The organism is Kluyvera sp. STS39-E (genome assembly GCF_040932435.1).
In the GTDB taxonomy this organism is placed as follows: Bacteria; Pseudomonadota; Gammaproteobacteria; order Enterobacterales; family Enterobacteriaceae; genus Kluyvera.
Genome location: NZ_JBFQGA010000007.1, coordinates 338601 through 354274, shown reverse-complemented (window position 1 = coordinate 354274; position 15674 = coordinate 338601). Strand labels below are relative to the sequence as shown.

General features: G+C 56.1%; 11 protein-coding genes and 1 rRNA gene. 8 read left to right on the top strand and 4 right to left on the bottom strand.

Going from position 1 to position 15674, the window contains the following annotated elements; genetic code table 11:
• Positions 1-104: ribosomal RNA gene (rrf, locus tag AB4K05_RS17750) — 5S ribosomal RNA — on the top strand; the annotation flags it as partial.
• A 190-nt stretch (positions 105-294) separates the two neighbouring features.
• On the opposite strand, the gene AB4K05_RS17745 is transcribed toward rrf, so the two are convergent.
• The 4 genes from AB4K05_RS17745 to trpS form a co-directional block, all read right to left on the bottom strand.
• A complete protein-coding gene (locus AB4K05_RS17745) occupies positions 295-1419 on the bottom strand; it encodes an ABC transporter permease (protein ID WP_368481258.1) in 1125 nt (374 codons plus the stop codon).
• A complete protein-coding gene (gene rbbA, locus AB4K05_RS17740) occupies positions 1419-4148 on the bottom strand; it encodes a ribosome-associated ATPase/putative transporter RbbA (RefSeq protein ID WP_368481257.1) in 2730 nt (909 codons plus the stop codon). The genes AB4K05_RS17745 and rbbA overlap by 1 nt, the downstream gene beginning before the upstream one ends.
• Entirely contained in the window at positions 4145-5212 is a 1068-nt protein-coding gene (locus tag AB4K05_RS17735) for an HlyD family secretion protein (protein WP_368481256.1), read from the bottom strand. Before AB4K05_RS17735 ends, rbbA begins: the two co-directional genes overlap by 4 nt.
• Before the next feature lie 263 nt (positions 5213-5475).
• Positions 5476-6483: a tryptophan--tRNA ligase gene (trpS, locus tag AB4K05_RS17730; protein ID WP_368481255.1), complete on the bottom strand. Its 1008-nt coding sequence runs from the start codon at positions 6481-6483 to the stop codon at positions 5476-5478.
• A gap of 689 nt (positions 6484-7172) precedes the next feature.
• Between trpS and AB4K05_RS17725 the strand changes: the two genes are divergently transcribed.
• From AB4K05_RS17725 to AB4K05_RS17695, 7 genes are all read left to right on the top strand, one after another.
• A complete protein-coding gene (locus tag AB4K05_RS17725; protein WP_368481254.1) occupies positions 7173-7511 on the top strand; it encodes a YebF family protein in 339 nt (112 codons plus the stop codon).
• A gap of 95 nt (positions 7512-7606) precedes the next feature.
• Positions 7607-8074, top strand: coding sequence for a MarR family winged helix-turn-helix transcriptional regulator (locus tag AB4K05_RS17720; RefSeq protein WP_368481253.1), 468 nt, complete (start codon positions 7607-7609; stop codon positions 8072-8074).
• 4 nt (positions 8075-8078) lie between these two features.
• A complete protein-coding gene (locus AB4K05_RS17715) occupies positions 8079-9146 on the top strand; it encodes an HlyD family secretion protein (protein ID WP_368481252.1) in 1068 nt (355 codons plus the stop codon).
• Positions 9136-10197 (top strand): DUF2955 domain-containing protein, encoded by a 1062-nt coding sequence (locus tag AB4K05_RS17710; RefSeq protein ID WP_368481251.1) that lies wholly within the window; start codon positions 9136-9138, stop codon positions 10195-10197. The genes AB4K05_RS17715 and AB4K05_RS17710 overlap by 11 nt, the downstream gene beginning before the upstream one ends.
• A gap of 79 nt (positions 10198-10276) precedes the next feature.
• Complete coding sequence (locus tag AB4K05_RS17705) at positions 10277-11947, top strand: hypothetical protein (protein WP_368481250.1); 1671 nt, start codon at positions 10277-10279, stop codon at positions 11945-11947.
• Between the two features lie 238 nt (positions 11948-12185).
• A complete protein-coding gene (locus tag AB4K05_RS17700; RefSeq protein ID WP_368481249.1) occupies positions 12186-14537 on the top strand; it encodes a hypothetical protein in 2352 nt (783 codons plus the stop codon).
• Positions 14534-15613, top strand: coding sequence for a glycoside hydrolase family 105 protein (locus tag AB4K05_RS17695; protein ID WP_368481248.1), 1080 nt, complete (start codon positions 14534-14536; stop codon positions 15611-15613). The genes AB4K05_RS17700 and AB4K05_RS17695 overlap by 4 nt, the downstream gene beginning before the upstream one ends.
• Positions 15614-15674 lie beyond the last annotated feature (61 nt).

Below are 15674 nucleotides of genomic sequence, written 5' to 3'. Positions count from 1 at the left end.
AGCGCGGTGGTCCCACCTGACCCCATGCCGAACTCAGAAGTGAAACGCCGTAGCGCCGATGGTAGTGTGGGGTCTCCCCATGCGAGAGTAGGGAACTGCCAGGCATCAAATAGTGAAGAAGCCCATCCTAACGGATGGGCTTTTTTGCGTCTGTGGTCTGGGGAAATGGCATTAACGGCTCATGGTGTAGGCCTGATAAGCACAGCGCCATCAGGCAGTGTGCACCATTCTGCCGGATGGCGGCTGTGCCTTATCCGGCCTACGATAATTTCCACCGAGTTACAAATTTCCTCTCTATGCCATTTCACCAATTGTTTTACGGAAACGAACCAGCGCGATGGTAAAGAACGCGGCGCCGATGGCCAGCAGCATCAGGAATTGCGGCCAAACGATGGCAAAATTGGCACCACGATAGAGAATCGCCTGTGCCAGGTTGACAAAGTGAGTCGTTGGCATCGTTTGCATAATATCCTGTACCAGCTGCGGCATGCTCTCCCGCGGCGTTGAACCGCCAGACAGCATCTGCAGCGGCAGCAAAACCAAGATCATCAGCAGCCCCAGCTGTGGCATCGAGCGGGCAACCGTGCCCATAAAAATGCCGATCGATGTTGTCGCAAACAGACTCAGCGCAACGCCCAACATAAACAGCGGGATCGAACCTTCTATTGGTACCTGCAATATCCCTTGAACCATCAACATCAACGACAGCCCCGACACAACCAGCACCACCAAACCCATCGACCAGACTTTGGCAAGCATGATCTCAAACGGCGTCACCGGCATCACCAGCAGGTGCTCAACCGTGCCATGTTCACGCTCGCGGATCAACGCCGAACCGGTCAATACAATCGCCAACATAGTGATATTGTTGATGATTGCCATCACTGCACCAAACCTTGCCTGCTCAAGATTAGGGTTAAAACGCATTCGTACCGCCAACTCCACCGGTAGCACGCTGTTATCCCGATAGCGGGCGACAAAGTTGTTTACCTCGCCGGTAACAATATTCTGAATATAGCCGTTGCCGGTAAATGCCTGGCTCATACGCGTCGCATCAACGTTGACCTGCAAATCCGGCTGCCTGCCGGCGAGAACATCGCGCTGAAAGTTGGGCGGAATATTGATGGCGAAAGTATAGCGTCCGGCATCCAGCCCGGCGTCCATCTCATCGGCGGAGATAAGCTCCGGCTCGAGGAACCACGGGCGGTAAAAGCCATTGATAATCCGTGATGAGAGCTGCGATTTATCCATATCAGCAATGGCAATCGGCGCCAAATGTAACGAGCCTGGCATAACCGTCGCGGAAGAGTAAACCGAGACGGTGAATGCGAACACAATCAGCGTCAGCATGGCTTTATCACCTAACAGGCTGCGCAACTCTTTCACGCCGAGGTTATAAATATTGCGTAATCCGCGCATCATCCCTCCTGTTTTTTCAGCAGCCACACGGAAAGCCCAAGCACCAGTGGCACGGCAATGAGCAATGGAATGAAGGACATCCACAGATCGCCAAGCCCTAACGCTTTAGAAAATGTCCCGCGGGCAATGGTCAGGAAATGGCTAGTCGGATAGACCTGACCAATCCAGCGTCCCGGTCCCTCAAGCGAGGCCACAGGGTCGATCATCCCGGAGAACTGGGTGGCCGGGATCAGCGTGATGATAGCCGTACCGAAGATCGCCGCGATCTGGCTCTTCATAAAGGTGGAGATCAACAGCCCCAAACCGGTGGCGATAGTGACGTACAGTAATGCCGCCAGCGTCAGCGTCAGGAAACTGCCCTTGTGCTGCACACCGAAGACAAACACCGATAGCGCGCACAACAACAGGAAGTTGAACATCCCCAGCACGATATACGGTATCTGCTTGCCGAGTAAAAACTCGGTGCGAGTGGTCGGTGTGACGTACAGATTGATTATCGATCCCAGCTCTTTTTCCCGAACCACGCTCAGCGCGCTCAGCATTGCCGGGATCATCATCAGCAGCAGCGGGATAACCGCCGGAACGATCGCCGGCAGGCTTTTCACATCTGGGTTATAACGGTATCGCGTTTCGATGGAGAATAACGAGGTGCCACTGTTGGCATTCGGCTGCCGACCGGCCATCTCTTGCAGCCAAGTCTGATGCATCGCCTGCACATAACCACGTACGGTTTCCGCACGGTTTGGCATCGCGCCATCGACCCACACGCCAATCTCAACGGGCGTCCCACGGGCAATATCCCGGCCAAAGTTTGGTGGGATTTCAATGGCTACCGCTAGCTCACCGTCACGCATCCGACGGTCGAGCTCATCGTAGCTATTGAGCTGCGGGCGTTCGATAAAATAGCGTGAACCGGCAATATTCTGCGTCCATCCCTGACTACTGACCGTTTGATCCCGGTCGAGCACCGCGAAGCGCAGATCCTCAACGTCCATGCTGATCCCATAGCCCATGATAAACATCAGGATCACCGTTCCGAGCAGTGCCAGCGTCGATCGTACCGGATCGCGTCTTAGTTCTAAGGCCTCGCGGCGACTGTAGCTAAACAGGCGACGCAGACTGAAAGCCTGGCGTGGCGGCTCCACTTCCTGCGTATCCGGTGTCGCGGTCATCTCCGCTTCGGGCGCCGGGTCGGCAGCCTCTTTCAGCCAGGAGATAAACGCTTCCTCCAAGTTTGCCGCGCCCCGCTGCGCAACCAATGCCGCCGGCGTATCGCTGGCCAGCACTTTGCCCGCGTGCATCAGCGACATCCGATCGCAGCGTTCCGCTTCGTTCATAAAGTGAGTGGAGATAAAAATGGTCACCTTATCCTGGCGGGCCAGATCAACCATCAACTGCCAGAACATATCGCGAGCTACCGGATCAACACCGGAGGTAGGTTCATCGAGAATCAGCATCTCCGGACGATGGATCACCGCCACGGCCAGTGACAAACGTTGACGAATGCCCAATGGCAGTGCGCTGGGAAGAGCCTCTTCTACGTCGGTGAGCATAAAGCGCTGGCTCATTTCGGCGACCCGACCGGGGATCTCCGCGTCCGGAATATGGAATAGTCGAGCATGCAGCTCTAGGTTTTGCCGCACGGTCAGCTCGCTGTAGAGCGAAAATGCCTGCGACATATAGCCCACGCGGCGGCGAGTTTCGATATCTTTCGGGTCCACCGGCTGACCAAACAGCCAGGCCTCGCCTTCGCTGGCGGGCAGCAACCCGGTCAGCATCTTCATGGTGGTGGACTTCCCGCAGCCGTTAGAGCCGAGGAAGCCGAAAATCTCACCGCGGGCGATGCGGAAGTTAACATTATCAACCGCAACAAAATGACCAAAGCGCATGGTCAGGCCGCGCGCTTCAATCGCAATCTCTTCTTCTGAGGTATCGCGCGGGGGAATGATGACCTGTTGATGGGCGTTACGCTGGGCTTCTGGCAACAGGGCGATAAATGCCTGTTCCAGCGTCTGGCTGCCGGTTTGCTCGCGCAGCGTTTCGGCGCTGCCGGTCGCCAGCACTTCTCCATCGTTCATGGCGACTAGCCAGTCGAAGCGTTCGGCCTCTTCCATATAGGCGGTGGCAACCAGCACGCTCATTTCCGGCTGGCGCTCACGAATCGAGTCGATAAGCTCCCAGAACTGGGCGCGAGATAACGGATCGACGCCGGTGGTTGGTTCATCAAGGATCAGTAACTGGGGATCGTGAATTAACGCGCAGCAGAGCCCCAGCTTTTGCTTCATCCCGCCGGAGAGTTTCCCTGCCGGACGATCGCGGAAAGGGGCCAGCCCGGTGCTATGCAGCAGCGCATCGATGCGGCTTTCTCGCGCATTTTTATCATGGCCAAACAGACGGGCAAAGAAGTCGACGTTCTCATACACCGACAGGGTGTGATAGAGGTTTTTGCCCAGTCCCTGCGGCATCCACGCAATTTTCGGGCACACATCGCGACGGTGACGGGCATCGCGCATATCGCCCCCGAGCACCATCACATTGCCGTGCTCAATGGCCCGCGCCCCGGCAATCAACGAGAGCAGGCTGGATTTCCCCACGCCGTCTGGCCCAATCAGGCCAACCATACAGCGAGCGGGTAGGGTTAGCGTGATATCGTTAAGCGCGGTGGTGGTACCAAAATGCTGGCTGACATTTTCCAAGCGGGCTACCGCGGCATAGATATCCTGTTTCATTGCGGCAGCCTTACCGCCAGCTCGGCAGGCCATGCCAGCTGATTATCCAGCCGAACGTAGGCCATTCCCGGCAGACCGGTTTTGACATACTCGAGATGTTTTTCCAGCAGCTCTGGCGGAATGCGCGCCTTAACGCGGAACATCAGTTTCAACCGTTCATCGCTGGTCTCAACGGTTTTTGGTGTGAACTGGGCGACGCTGGCGACAAAGCTGATATTGGCGGGGATCACCAAGTCCGGTGCAGCGTCGAGTACGATGCGCACTTCGCTGCCGATGGCCAATAGACCCGCCTGCTCGGTTGGCAGGAAGAAGGTCATGTAGACGTCGGCCAGATCGACCATATTCAGCACGCGGCCTCCGGCGGCCAGCACCTCGCCCGGCTCGGCGACGCGATACTGAATACGTCCGTCACGCGGTGCCTTCAGGGTGCTGTCGTCGATATCCGCAAGGACCCGGCGTTCGGTTGCCTGAGCAGCTTCAACGCGGGTTTGTGCTTGGATAATGCTGGTGCGAGCGGCTTCAATGGCGGCTTTGGCGGCAGAAACCTGGGCCCTGGCTGATTCTAAAGCGGCGCGACCGCTTTCAGCGGCAGCCCGGTCGTCATCAAGTTGTTGAGCGGATACCGCACCGCGTTGTGATAGCGTGCTGGAGCGGGCATGGCGTTTTGAGGTGGAGTCCAGCTCGGCTTGGCGCTGCTTCACCACCGATTCGCTGGCGCGCATCTCGCTTTGCCGCTGATCTAATAGCGCTCTAGCGGCGGCAACGGCGCTCTGTGCCTCTTTAATTTGCGCGGCGGCTTCAAGGCGTTGCTCGTTCAGCACCCGGATATCCATCTGCGCCAGCACTTCACCTTGGCGAACAAACTGCCCCTCTTTCACCAGAATGTTATCGATACGTCCGGCGGTTTTGGTGGCGATATCCACTTCGGTGGCTTCAATTCGGCCGTTGCTGCTGGCGAATCCGTCCGGCAATCCCGGTGGACGCAGCGCCCACCATGCTGCGATGGCTACCACCGCGGCGAGACCAACCAGATACCAGACCCAATGTCGTTTGATTTTGTCCATACGCTACCCGCTCTGTTCCCTGTTGCTGAGTGGCGCGCGTTTCGTCATGTAGATAGAGGAGGGGTGCTGTGAAGAGTGCTACTCATGTGGTCATCATCAGCAATCCCGGCCGTAAATGAAACACGCATAAATATAGCTGTCATCAATGTCATACTAACATCGACATGCCTTATGTCCATAGTTGTAACAGGGTCTTGTAAAGGCATTAACACGAAAAATCAAATACGGCGTGGGCATCTGCCGGGCAAATGCCCACCTGACATTCAGAACAGCACCGGCAATCCCAGCCCGCGTTTCACCGCGTGCAGCGTTTGTTGCGTCACCTCATGTGCTCGTTCGCTGCCCTGGCGCAGCATCTCCATCAGTTGCCCTTTATCCTGAATCACAGTGGCACGACGTTCGCGGATGGGGGCCAGTAGCTCCTGCAAACATGCTTCTAGGACGTTTTTACACTGCCTGTCGCCGAGTCCGCCACGCTGATAGTGGGCTTTCATCTCGGCAATAAGGGCTTTATCAGGATGGAAGGCATCCAGATAGGTGAAGACGACGTTACCCTCAATTTGCCCCGGGTCGGCCACCCGCAGATGATTTGGGTCGGTATACATGGCACTCACCGCTTGCTGGATTTCGCTCTCACTGGCAGAAAGGGTCAGGGTGTTGCCCAGTGATTTCGACATCTTCGCGCCGCCATCAATACCCGGCAGGCGGCTCACGTCGCTCAGCAATGCTTTGCAGTGGCGCAGCACCGGTGCGGTCGTCAGGCTATTCATTTTGTGGACGATTTCGTTGGTCTGTTCGATCATCGGCAGTTGGTCGTCGCCCACCGGAACAAAGTCTGCGTTAAAGGCGGTGATATCGGCGGCCTGGCTTATCGGATAGGCCATAAATCCTACCGGCAGCGCACGCGAAAACCCTTTCTGCGCAATCTCATTTTTAACCGTAGGATTACGCTCGACGCGGGCGACGGTCACGATATTCATATACAACGCGGTCAGCTCGGCAAGCGCTGGCAGGGCCGACTGCAGGCAAATCGTGGTGCGCTGTGGGTCGATGCCTACGGCAAGATAGTCGGCCATCACTTCGAGGATGTTGTGGCTGATTTTTTGCGGATTGCTACCGTTATCCGTCAGCCCCTGTAAATCAGCAATGAGAATAAACTGTTGATGTTCATGCTGAAGCTGCACGCGCTGGCGCAGCGATCCGACGTAGTGGCCGAGATGCAGTTGGCCGGTTGGGCGGTCGCCGGTCAGGATAGTGTGGCTAGTATTCATCAGTGACTCCTTGTAATGCATTGAGCCGAAAGACGCCACTGAGAAACACTAAAGCCGCCTTTCGGCGGCTTTAGAAAAAAAGGTAACGTAACCCTTGCCGCCTGTTATGAAGGCAGCCACCAACGGTTTGAGCGAAGTGGGGTAACATTTGTGTTCATCCATTTATCCTGCCACCAAAGCGCCCCGGCTGTCTACCCTCAATCCTGCTCTACGGCAATGTTTCTACCATCAGAATAAAAATTTCTGGTTTGTAGAATATTTTATTTCGGGAAATATAGATGTCAGACAGGCCTTGTGATTTATATTGGTTATAATACCGAAGCGGTAATGTCCATCTATTTTATTATATTGTGTTATATCAGAAATGTATTAGATATCAATCATAGAAATCATTTGGTACGTATTTACTATGGTTGTCTTTTAGTTATTAAAATTAGACTTGAGGTGGATAATGATGTAAAAGTAATGAAGGCTTGAAAGGGTTGATACCAAAGCATTATTAGCATTTAACAATAAGCGGTAAGCATATTGTCAGGCGGCTAATTCATTATGCTGAGGCAATAGTTCGATATTTACGAAACAATACTAATGCGTTGCTTTACACGTTTTTATTTATTTTTAGAATAAACACTTACGTCATTATCACTTAAACCAGTACACCTACCTTCAGCATGAAAAAGACATTATTAGTGACTGCACTATTTTGTAGCCTGCTGACTGCGGGTTCCTCGGCGATATTTGTTATCTACGAGGCCTTTCCCGACTCCGCTCAAGTGTGTCGGTTGGATTTCTCCCGCAAAGCGCTACTACGCGTTAAGGATGATTACTTACGCGGACGCTTCCCTCACTGGTATCGCGAGAAGAGCACTCTCGGCACACTGACCCCCGTGCTCGTTTTTGGCGAAGTGACAATTGAAGACGACGAGTATCGCGTGCCGTTCGTCGCCAAGGGGCCAGCGACTTCTCTTGCGCGTATCGGCTTTGTTGACTGCGTTTCAATGGATGTGGAATACATCGCGGCAAAGTAGGGCCATTGTGCAATCCATGCGGTTTACCGACTTCGTTCCTTGATACTTACCATGGTAAGTATTATCGTATTCGTACGAAATAATCGGAGATCGCCATGACTGAAGATGAGCTGTTTGCCCGCCGCCCGATGGGGATGCGTATGGCGATGGTTGTGCGCCAATGGCGATCGATTATCGATCATGCGATTACTGATACCGGCTTGACCCAGTCCAGTTGGACGGTGCTGATGCAGCTTCATCAGCTCGGTGATAACGTGTCGGTGAGCGAGCTGGCGGAGATGCAAGGCATTGAACTGCCGCCGCTCATGCGCACGCTCACCTTGCTGGAGCAGCAGGGCTATCTGCTGCGAACGGTCTCGCCGTATGACAAACGCATTCGCCTGCTGACGCTCACCGACGAAGGCCGGGCGGTGCTCCAGACGCTGAATCGGGTTATCGAAACGTTTCAGACTCGGGTGTCAAAAGACATTCCCGCCGAAGACATCGCCAAGTTTAGCGACACCTTGAATCACATCGCCTGCAATCTGCGGATTATCCGCGAAGAGAATAACAAAACCGAATAACACCATGATGACGCCAGAACAAAAGTTTGCCCGCTGGGTAAGGGTGAGTATTGCCTCTTTCCTGCTGATGTTTGCCTATTTTATCGTCGCCGATATCTGGATCCCGCTGACGCCGGACTCCACGGTAATGCGCGTTGTAACGCCCGTGTCTTCACGCGTATCGGGCTATGTGTCGAAGGTTCACGTGCATAACAACAGCACGGTGAAAAAGGACGATCTGCTGTACGAACTTGATCCCACGCCATTCCAAAATAAGGTCGATGCCGCAAGGCTTGCGCTGGCGCAGGCGAAGTTGAGCAATCAGCAGTTAGATGCGCAAATCGCCGCCGCTGAAGCCAACCTGAAAACCGCGCAGCTCACCGCGCGTAATGACCGGGTGACCTTCGACCGCTACCAGCGCCTGAGCAGTATGCAAAACGTTTCCCAGGCCGATCTGGATAAAGTGCGTACCACCTGGCAGACCAGCGAGCAGTCGGTGACCGCGCTGCATGCCACCATCCATAACCTGCAAATCCAGCGCGGTGAGCGTGACGACAAGCGCAATGTCACGCTGCAGCAGTATCAAACCGCCCTGCAAGAAGCCCAGCTAAACCTAGACTGGACTAAAATCCGCGCGCAGGCAGATGGCACCGTCAGCAACCTGCAACTAAGTCCTGGGCTTTACGCTGCGGCCGGTAGCGCGGTGATGGCTGTGGTTAATCAAAATACCGATATCGTCGCCGATTTTCGTGAAAAGAGCCTACGGCATACGCGACAGGGCACCGACGCGGCGGTGGTGTTCGATGCATTTCCGGGCCAAGTATTTCCAGCGAAAGTGACCAGCAGCGACGCCGGTATTCTCGCAGGGCAAGAAGAAGTGAACGGCGAACTGTCGCAGCCGGAGCAATCGACCCGCTGGGTGCGTGACGCACAGCGCATGCGCATTCACGTGGCGCTGAATGAACCGCTAGAAAAAACGCTGCCCACCGGCGCGCGGGCGACGGTTCAGCTCTACAACAGCGAAGGCTCCTTTGCGCGCTTCTTCTCAGGGCTGCAAATCCACCTGATAAGCTGGCTGCACTATGTCTATTAACACCCTCGCGCAGGTCTTTACCCCTCACGGAAATATCGTCTACACGGCGAATGATTTCCGTCAGACCTTGCGCATTTCTATTGCCGGGACGATAGCACTTAGCATCTCGACGTTTTACGACACCCACTACGGCGTGTTCTTTGTGGTTTATCCACTGCTGCTGATGTCGCTGGTGCCGGTTTTTAATCGTCACGTCGCAAAACAGTTTATCTTCAGCGCGTCGCTGAATTGCCTCGAAATGGTGCTGATCATCGGCTATCTCAGCCAATGGCCGGTGATCATGACGGCAGTGGTTTTCATGCTCTACGTGGTGCGGTTCCGTTTTATGAGCCAGGGGCCGCTGTTTTTATTCGGCTCGATGGGCGTGGTGTGCCAGAGCGTGATGCTCAACTTTATGAGCTACCCAACGGCCAACTGGCATACTCTGCTGTTCTCCAACATTGAGGCCAGCGTGATGGCTGTGGCGCTAAGCGCGCTGTTGCATTACCTGATCCCGGACGTGGAACCGCGCAAGCCGCCGCCGCTGATTGAAAAAGACGCCGCCCGCGTGCGCCATGAATCGCTGCTCTCCGGCACGGTCGCGACCATTATCTTTGTTATTTTTCAGGTCAGCGATCTAAGCGATTCACTTTCAGCGTTAATGGCGGGGATCTTGATCCTCTTCCCGATGCATTATCGCGGCGCGGTGATGAGCTCGATCTGGCGCGTGGCGGGCGTGGTGCTGGCCTGCTTGTATATTTTGGTGGTGCAGTTGATCCTCTACGATCACAGCAGTCATATGTTGCTGATGATGCCGCTGATTGGCCTCGGACTGGCGTTCAGCGCCCGGCTCCATGTGATGGAAAAGGTCGGGGCGGGCGTGGGCTTCGCCAGTATTACTACCATCGGCATCATGTTTGGCCAGAACCTTCAGCCGGATGGCGACCTGGTGTTTAGCGATCTTTATCGTGCAACCTCGGTGACGGTTTCGCTGCTGGCGACGCTGACGATGGTCTTTATCCTGCATCGGTTACTTAACTGTTTTGCCCCAACGCGATTTATTGTGAAGTAGCGCACTTCACAACGCTGATGGTTCTCCCACATCTGTGCTTACAATAGCCGCTCGCCGGAGTGGCTTGAGGGAAAACACGATGTGGAAGACGCGCGCGCTGGAGCTGAATAACCAAGAGTTCTGGAACTGGGACAAAGCCTGTGAGCTGGTGCAATGGGCCGTTCGCCATGATTTTGATACCGTGGTGGTCGGCCAAGTCGATCTGTTCGATAAGCTGGTTTCCCCCAAAGGCTACACTCCGCACCAGTATAACGATCGCCTCTCCAGCCAGCAGCGCGCCCGCTGCGTCTACCTCAATCGTCTAGCCGGATACTGCCAGAAACTGGGGTTGAAGTTTTACCTGCAGGCGAAAGAGCTTAGCTTCCCGGCAGACCTGCTGGCAGCGCATCCGCAGCTGATTGATAAAGACGGCAGCATTCGTTTTGATGTCGAATTTTGGTGTCAGTATGTGGCGGATAAACTCACCTTACTGTGCCAGCAAATCCCGGCGATTAGCGGCCTGCTGGTGGCGCTTTCCAATACCGATGGCCTGCTGCCCATCTCCCGGCCCAACTGGGAGTTGACCGGGCAAGATGACCCATCTCCCCATATCGATCCCCGCAGCCTGTCACGCTACAGCCAATGTTTCAGCGCGATGGCGCGCGCGGTGATGCGGGAAAATAAGCACTTAGTACTGCGCGCTTTCCCGGCGGGAAACCATGATATCAGCAACGTGATGGAGGCTATTCGCACGCTGCCGGCGTGCGTATCGGTCTCTATCAAGCTGACCCCTGAACGTTTCTGGCCAACCTTTCCGAATAACCCCGCGCTGGTGGATGTCGTTGATCGCGACGTTTGGGTAGAGCTTGATTTAGTAGGAGAAGAGGTGGGCTGGGGCGTGCTGCCGTTTCCGCGCATCGACGAACTCCAAGGACGATTGCTATGGTGCCGGGGCAATCCCGCGATTACCGGCGCGGTGTGCAAAACCAGCTGGGAGGGGGTCGACAACCACTGGGTGATGGGCACGCTCAGCGAATGTAACCTCGTGGCCTGTAGCCAGATTCTGGCGCGAGCAAACGAACATCTCACCCACGCGGCGCTGCTCACCCACTGGCTGGATGAGTGCTATGGCTGGCGTCCTGATGAAGTGATTTTCGATGAGTTTCAGCAGCTTTTGGGGCAGGCGGGTCAGGTGCTGTATCAGGCGATTTATGTGCGCGACCATGTTTTCCATCGCCACAGCCAAGTGCCGGAAAGCTACGGCCAAGCGGTGTGGAGCCTGTACGGGCAGCTCAATCGCAACCACTGGTTGCCTGGTTCTGAACGCGATATCTTTTTCAGCGCCAGTGACGTGGAGATTTCCGGCCGAAACTTGTCGCTGATTGCCGAAGAAAAAGACCGTGCATATCAGGCGGCGGTAACGTTGCGCGAACAGGCGCTGGCGTTTGCCGAACGCGCGGCATTTCCTTTCTCACTGCATCGCCGCTGGCAGGAAGAGTGGCAAGGATTTGCGCTCTACTGCCTGCTGTTCCGACACGCACAAAAAGCCTTCTTCACGCTTCATTTTGCCCGTCTGGTGGAAAATAGCTGGAGCATGCGCGAGATTTGCCAAGTCAATATTCAGGAGCTGTATCGCTGCGCCTCGGAGATGGAGAGCTTCTGCGCTCAGCATGCACAGGCCTCGCCGGGGCTGCATGTGCTGTTCGATCCCACGCGAGTGCGCATGTTAGCGGATAGTCTGAGCAACGAGCTGACTCTGCTGAAAGGGTAAAATGTGATCGTTGTCACTATCGAGTGCGGCGCTTAAAGCGGGAAACGTGAGTTTTCCCGCTACGGACGGTGAAGGTGCTTTTTTAAGTGTGACACCGATCATGTTTTACCTTCAACCCCGCCGCAGATTGTGAATGACCGGGCAGTTCCGCAAAACCGTACTTCTTGGCAAGTAGCGTCTCTCCCCGCCTTTCTCAGAAAATACCGTCATACACATAGCGGTAATTGAGGACATTCACATGAGGCTGGTAGCGGGCGAAGCGCTGACGCGTTTTACGGTTTCGGCGCCACATAATGAGCGGTTTGCCGAATTTTTCACGGGTGAGACGTTGAACGAGGCGATGGATTATTCATTCGCCAACGGCCAAGGCCCAACGCAGGACGCCTTTTGTCGGCACATATTCCGCCACGACTTTGCCCAGCGCAATATCGTTCCGGCATGCGCCTTGCCGGGAGCATCGGTGACCTACACCGGAGCGAGCGATACCGTGACCTTTTCCGGCGTTTATCCCGTGGCGACCCACTGTCAGCGCTGGCTGCGCGTGAATCTGCACGCTGAAAAAGCTGGCCGGTACCCGTTTCAGATAGCGACCTGTGGCGGCGTCCGCATCTGGTGCGAGGGCGAACAGGTCGCCTGCTTTACGCCATTTACCCGCAATGCGCTGCAAACCCTGTCTATTGAAATAGCCCTCAATTCTGGCGACAACGCCCTGCTAATTCATCTTGATGAGCTGTTTGAACGCGACACGATCTTTGCTTTTCGCATGATTTACCTCGCCGATGAACCGCTGACGGTCACGCTGCCTGGCGTCAATAACGACGATGTTGATGCCTTACAGACCTTAATGAATTCACTGCCAGGCACCGCCGTCGCACGCCATTCACGGCTTGAATTGCCGTGCCTTGCCGATATCCGCCTGATGCTGCGCGGCGCGGTCTACAGCCTAGGAAATGACTGCATCGCCACCTGCGCGCTGGATTTCGGTGCGCTGATGACCGGTGAATATGGGCTTATCCTCCCGCTACCCACTGAAATCGGTACCGGTCATTATCGCGTCGAGCTTACCGCCACAATCGGCGGCGTGACCATGAGCCGCAGTCTGAGCGTTACCGTCCTGAATGAAGAGGTTTTGCCCGGCGGCGAAGGCACACTGGAGACGCGTAAACATGAGGCGCTTAGCTATATCGCCAAGCACGGCGTGCCGCGCACTGGACGCCTGTTGGCAATGCTGCACGTTGGTGAAAGCGGCCCGCAGGCGCAGGAGCTGCTGATAAGCACCCTTGGGCGCATCAGCGCCCGCCAAGATTGTTCGGACTTCTCGATGGTGCCGCTGCTGTGGATTTGGCATGACTTTCACGGCGAGCACTTCCCTGCGCCGCTGTGGAAACGCGTGCGTTCTGCCATCGTCGGCTACCGCTACTGGTATGACGAACTGGGCAACGATGTGATGTGGTTTTGGAGTGAAAATCACGCGCTGTGTTTCCACACGGCTCAGTATCTCGCCGGGCAGATGTTCCCGGATGAACGGTTCATCGCTTCCGGTCGTCGGGGTAGTGAACAGAAGTCGATTGCCTCCCAGCGCCTGTGCGCTTGGTTTGATGCCGTTGAACAACAGGGGTTTGTGGAGTGGAATTCCGCACCGTATTACCCGGTGGACTATATCGGCCTGTTTGCGCTCTACCAACTGGCTGATGACGCCACGCTGCGCCAGCGTGCTCGCCATCTGATTGACCGGCTGATGCAGACCAGCGCGCTGCACTATCAGTCAGGGATGGCGGCGGGCACCATGGGCCGGGTGTATGAAAAAGAGCTGCTTGCCAGCCAACTGAGTGAACTCTGTGCATTTGGCCACGTGGCTTGGGGAGGCGGGCGCCTCAACCGCAAATGTGCTTCACTGCCGTTCTTTTGTCTAAGTGACTACACACCGCCCACCGAGTCAGCGCGCTATGCTCGCCTGACCCACGGCGCGCTCTCCGCACACTACCGATGCGGCGGCGGCAAGATCGTGGTTTGGAAACAGCCGACGGTGAGCCTCGCGAGCTGTGTCGATCACCACCCCGGCGAACGTGGACACCAGCAACACCTGATTGACGTCCAGTTTGCCACCCGCCCGGATGCGCGTCTGTGGCTAAACCATCCCGGCGACGTGCAACCGGGCAGCGAAGCGCGTCCCTCATTCTGGGCGGGCAACGGCGTGCTACCGCAGGTGAAACAGAAAAATAACCGGGCGCTGGTGCGCTGGCGGCTGGATGCCGATGAACCGATCGGCTGGACGCACCTGCATCTGGTTCGCGAAGCTTTTGACGACGTGGAGCCGTTGGCGCGGGGCTTTGCGGTACGTGCCGGTAAGGGTTTTGCTGCCGTGCTTTGCTCGCAGCCATTGAGCGTCGCGGGCGATGAAGTCCGCGCCGAAGGGTGCAATGTGACTTGGTGGCTGGAAGTGGGGGAAGGGGATGATGCTGCGTTTCGTGCCTTCTGTCAGCGTATGGCGACGACCCAGGACGACGAGTGGGCGGATGACGAAATCGCCGCCTTCCCGATGCTTGCGGGCAACGACATTCAGATAACGCTATCAGGAGACGAGCAATGAACAATGCAGCATTAAACGGCCTACTCGAACGGGTCGTTCAGGGCTTCTGCCGCCTGAAAAATATGGGTGAACTTGAGACCAGCGGCACGGAAGGCTTTGCTATCCACTTTGAAGAGTGGGAATGGGAGGTCGGCGTCGGCCTGTACGGATTCTGGCAGTATGCGCGCCAAAAAGGGGATACGGATCTGCAGCGCTCGATCCTCAACTGGTATGAAGATCAGTTGGCGAAAGGGCTGCCAGCGATCCAGATCAACACCACCGCGCCGATGATCACCCTCGCGCTGGTGGCGGGACACACCGGTCGTGAGGATCTGCTGAAGGTGGTGAACGACTGGGCCGACGACTTGCTGCGCACCTTGCCGAAGACGGAGGAGGGCGGCTTCCAGCATGTGGTGAAAGAGCAGCCGAACACCGGCCACCTGTGGGACGACACCTTGTTTATGACCTGCCTGTTCCTCGGTACGGCGGGCGTGGTGCTTAAGCGCAAAGATCTGATCGACGAAGCGTCGTACCAGTTTCTGCTGCACACTCGCTACCTGTGCGAACCGGCCAGCGGCCTGTGGTATCACGGCTGGACGTTTGTCGGCAAACACCACTTCTCCGAAGCCTTCTGGGCGCGCGGCAACGCGTGGATCACCGTGGCGATCCCGGAATTTATCGCTCTGCTGGGCGACGGTCTTGACGCCAGCGTGAAGCGCTATTTGTCGGTGGTGGTGGCACGCCAGGTGAACACGCTGTGCGAGCTCCAGGCCGACAACGGCATGTGGCACACGCTGCTCGACGATCCGCTGTCACCGCAGGAATCCTCGGCGACCGCCGGGATCGCCTACGGTATGCTGCGCGGCGTCAGGATGGGGATCTTAGACGAGAAGGTGGCGGATCACGCGCTGCGCGCTTGGTCTGCGCTGAACGACAGGATTGACGAAAACGGGATCGTGCTGGAAGCCTCTAAGGGAACGATGGTCGGCCCGGATCTGCAATATTACTGCGATATCGCCATGGCGCCTGTACCGTATGCCCAAGCGCTGATGATGCTACTGTTGCTGGAGTTGCTGCAGGATAAGTGGTGCCGCTAATTGCCTGGCACAATGGGTCCCCTCTCCCCTGTGGGGAGAGGGCTAGGGTGAGGGGGCTGGT

What these genes read in the sequence shown, in the direction of transcription:
- AB4K05_RS17715 (WP_368481252.1), top strand. Translation starts at nt 8,079, where the DNA reads ATGATGACGCCAGAACAAAAGTTTGCCCGCTGGGTAAGGGTGAGTATT.
- AB4K05_RS17700 (WP_368481249.1), top strand. Translation starts at nt 12,186, where the DNA reads ATGAGGCTGGTAGCGGGCGAAGCGCTGACGCGTTTTACGGTTTCGGCG.
- AB4K05_RS17735 (WP_368481256.1), bottom strand. Translation starts at nt 5,212, where the DNA reads ATGGACAAAATCAAACGACATTGGGTCTGGTATCTGGTTGGTCTCGCC.
- AB4K05_RS17695 (WP_368481248.1), top strand. Translation starts at nt 14,534, where the DNA reads ATGAACAATGCAGCATTAAACGGCCTACTCGAACGGGTCGTTCAGGGC.
- AB4K05_RS17720 (WP_368481253.1), top strand. Translation starts at nt 7,607, where the DNA reads ATGACTGAAGATGAGCTGTTTGCCCGCCGCCCGATGGGGATGCGTATG.
- rbbA (WP_368481257.1), bottom strand. Translation starts at nt 4,148, where the DNA reads ATGAAACAGGATATCTATGCCGCGGTAGCCCGCTTGGAAAATGTCAGC.
- AB4K05_RS17745 (WP_368481258.1), bottom strand. Translation starts at nt 1,419, where the DNA reads ATGCGCGGATTACGCAATATTTATAACCTCGGCGTGAAAGAGTTGCGC.
- AB4K05_RS17705 (WP_368481250.1), top strand. Translation starts at nt 10,277, where the DNA reads ATGTGGAAGACGCGCGCGCTGGAGCTGAATAACCAAGAGTTCTGGAAC.
- trpS (WP_368481255.1), bottom strand. Translation starts at nt 6,483, where the DNA reads ATGAATACTAGCCACACTATCCTGACCGGCGACCGCCCAACCGGCCAA.
- AB4K05_RS17710 (WP_368481251.1), top strand. Translation starts at nt 9,136, where the DNA reads ATGTCTATTAACACCCTCGCGCAGGTCTTTACCCCTCACGGAAATATC.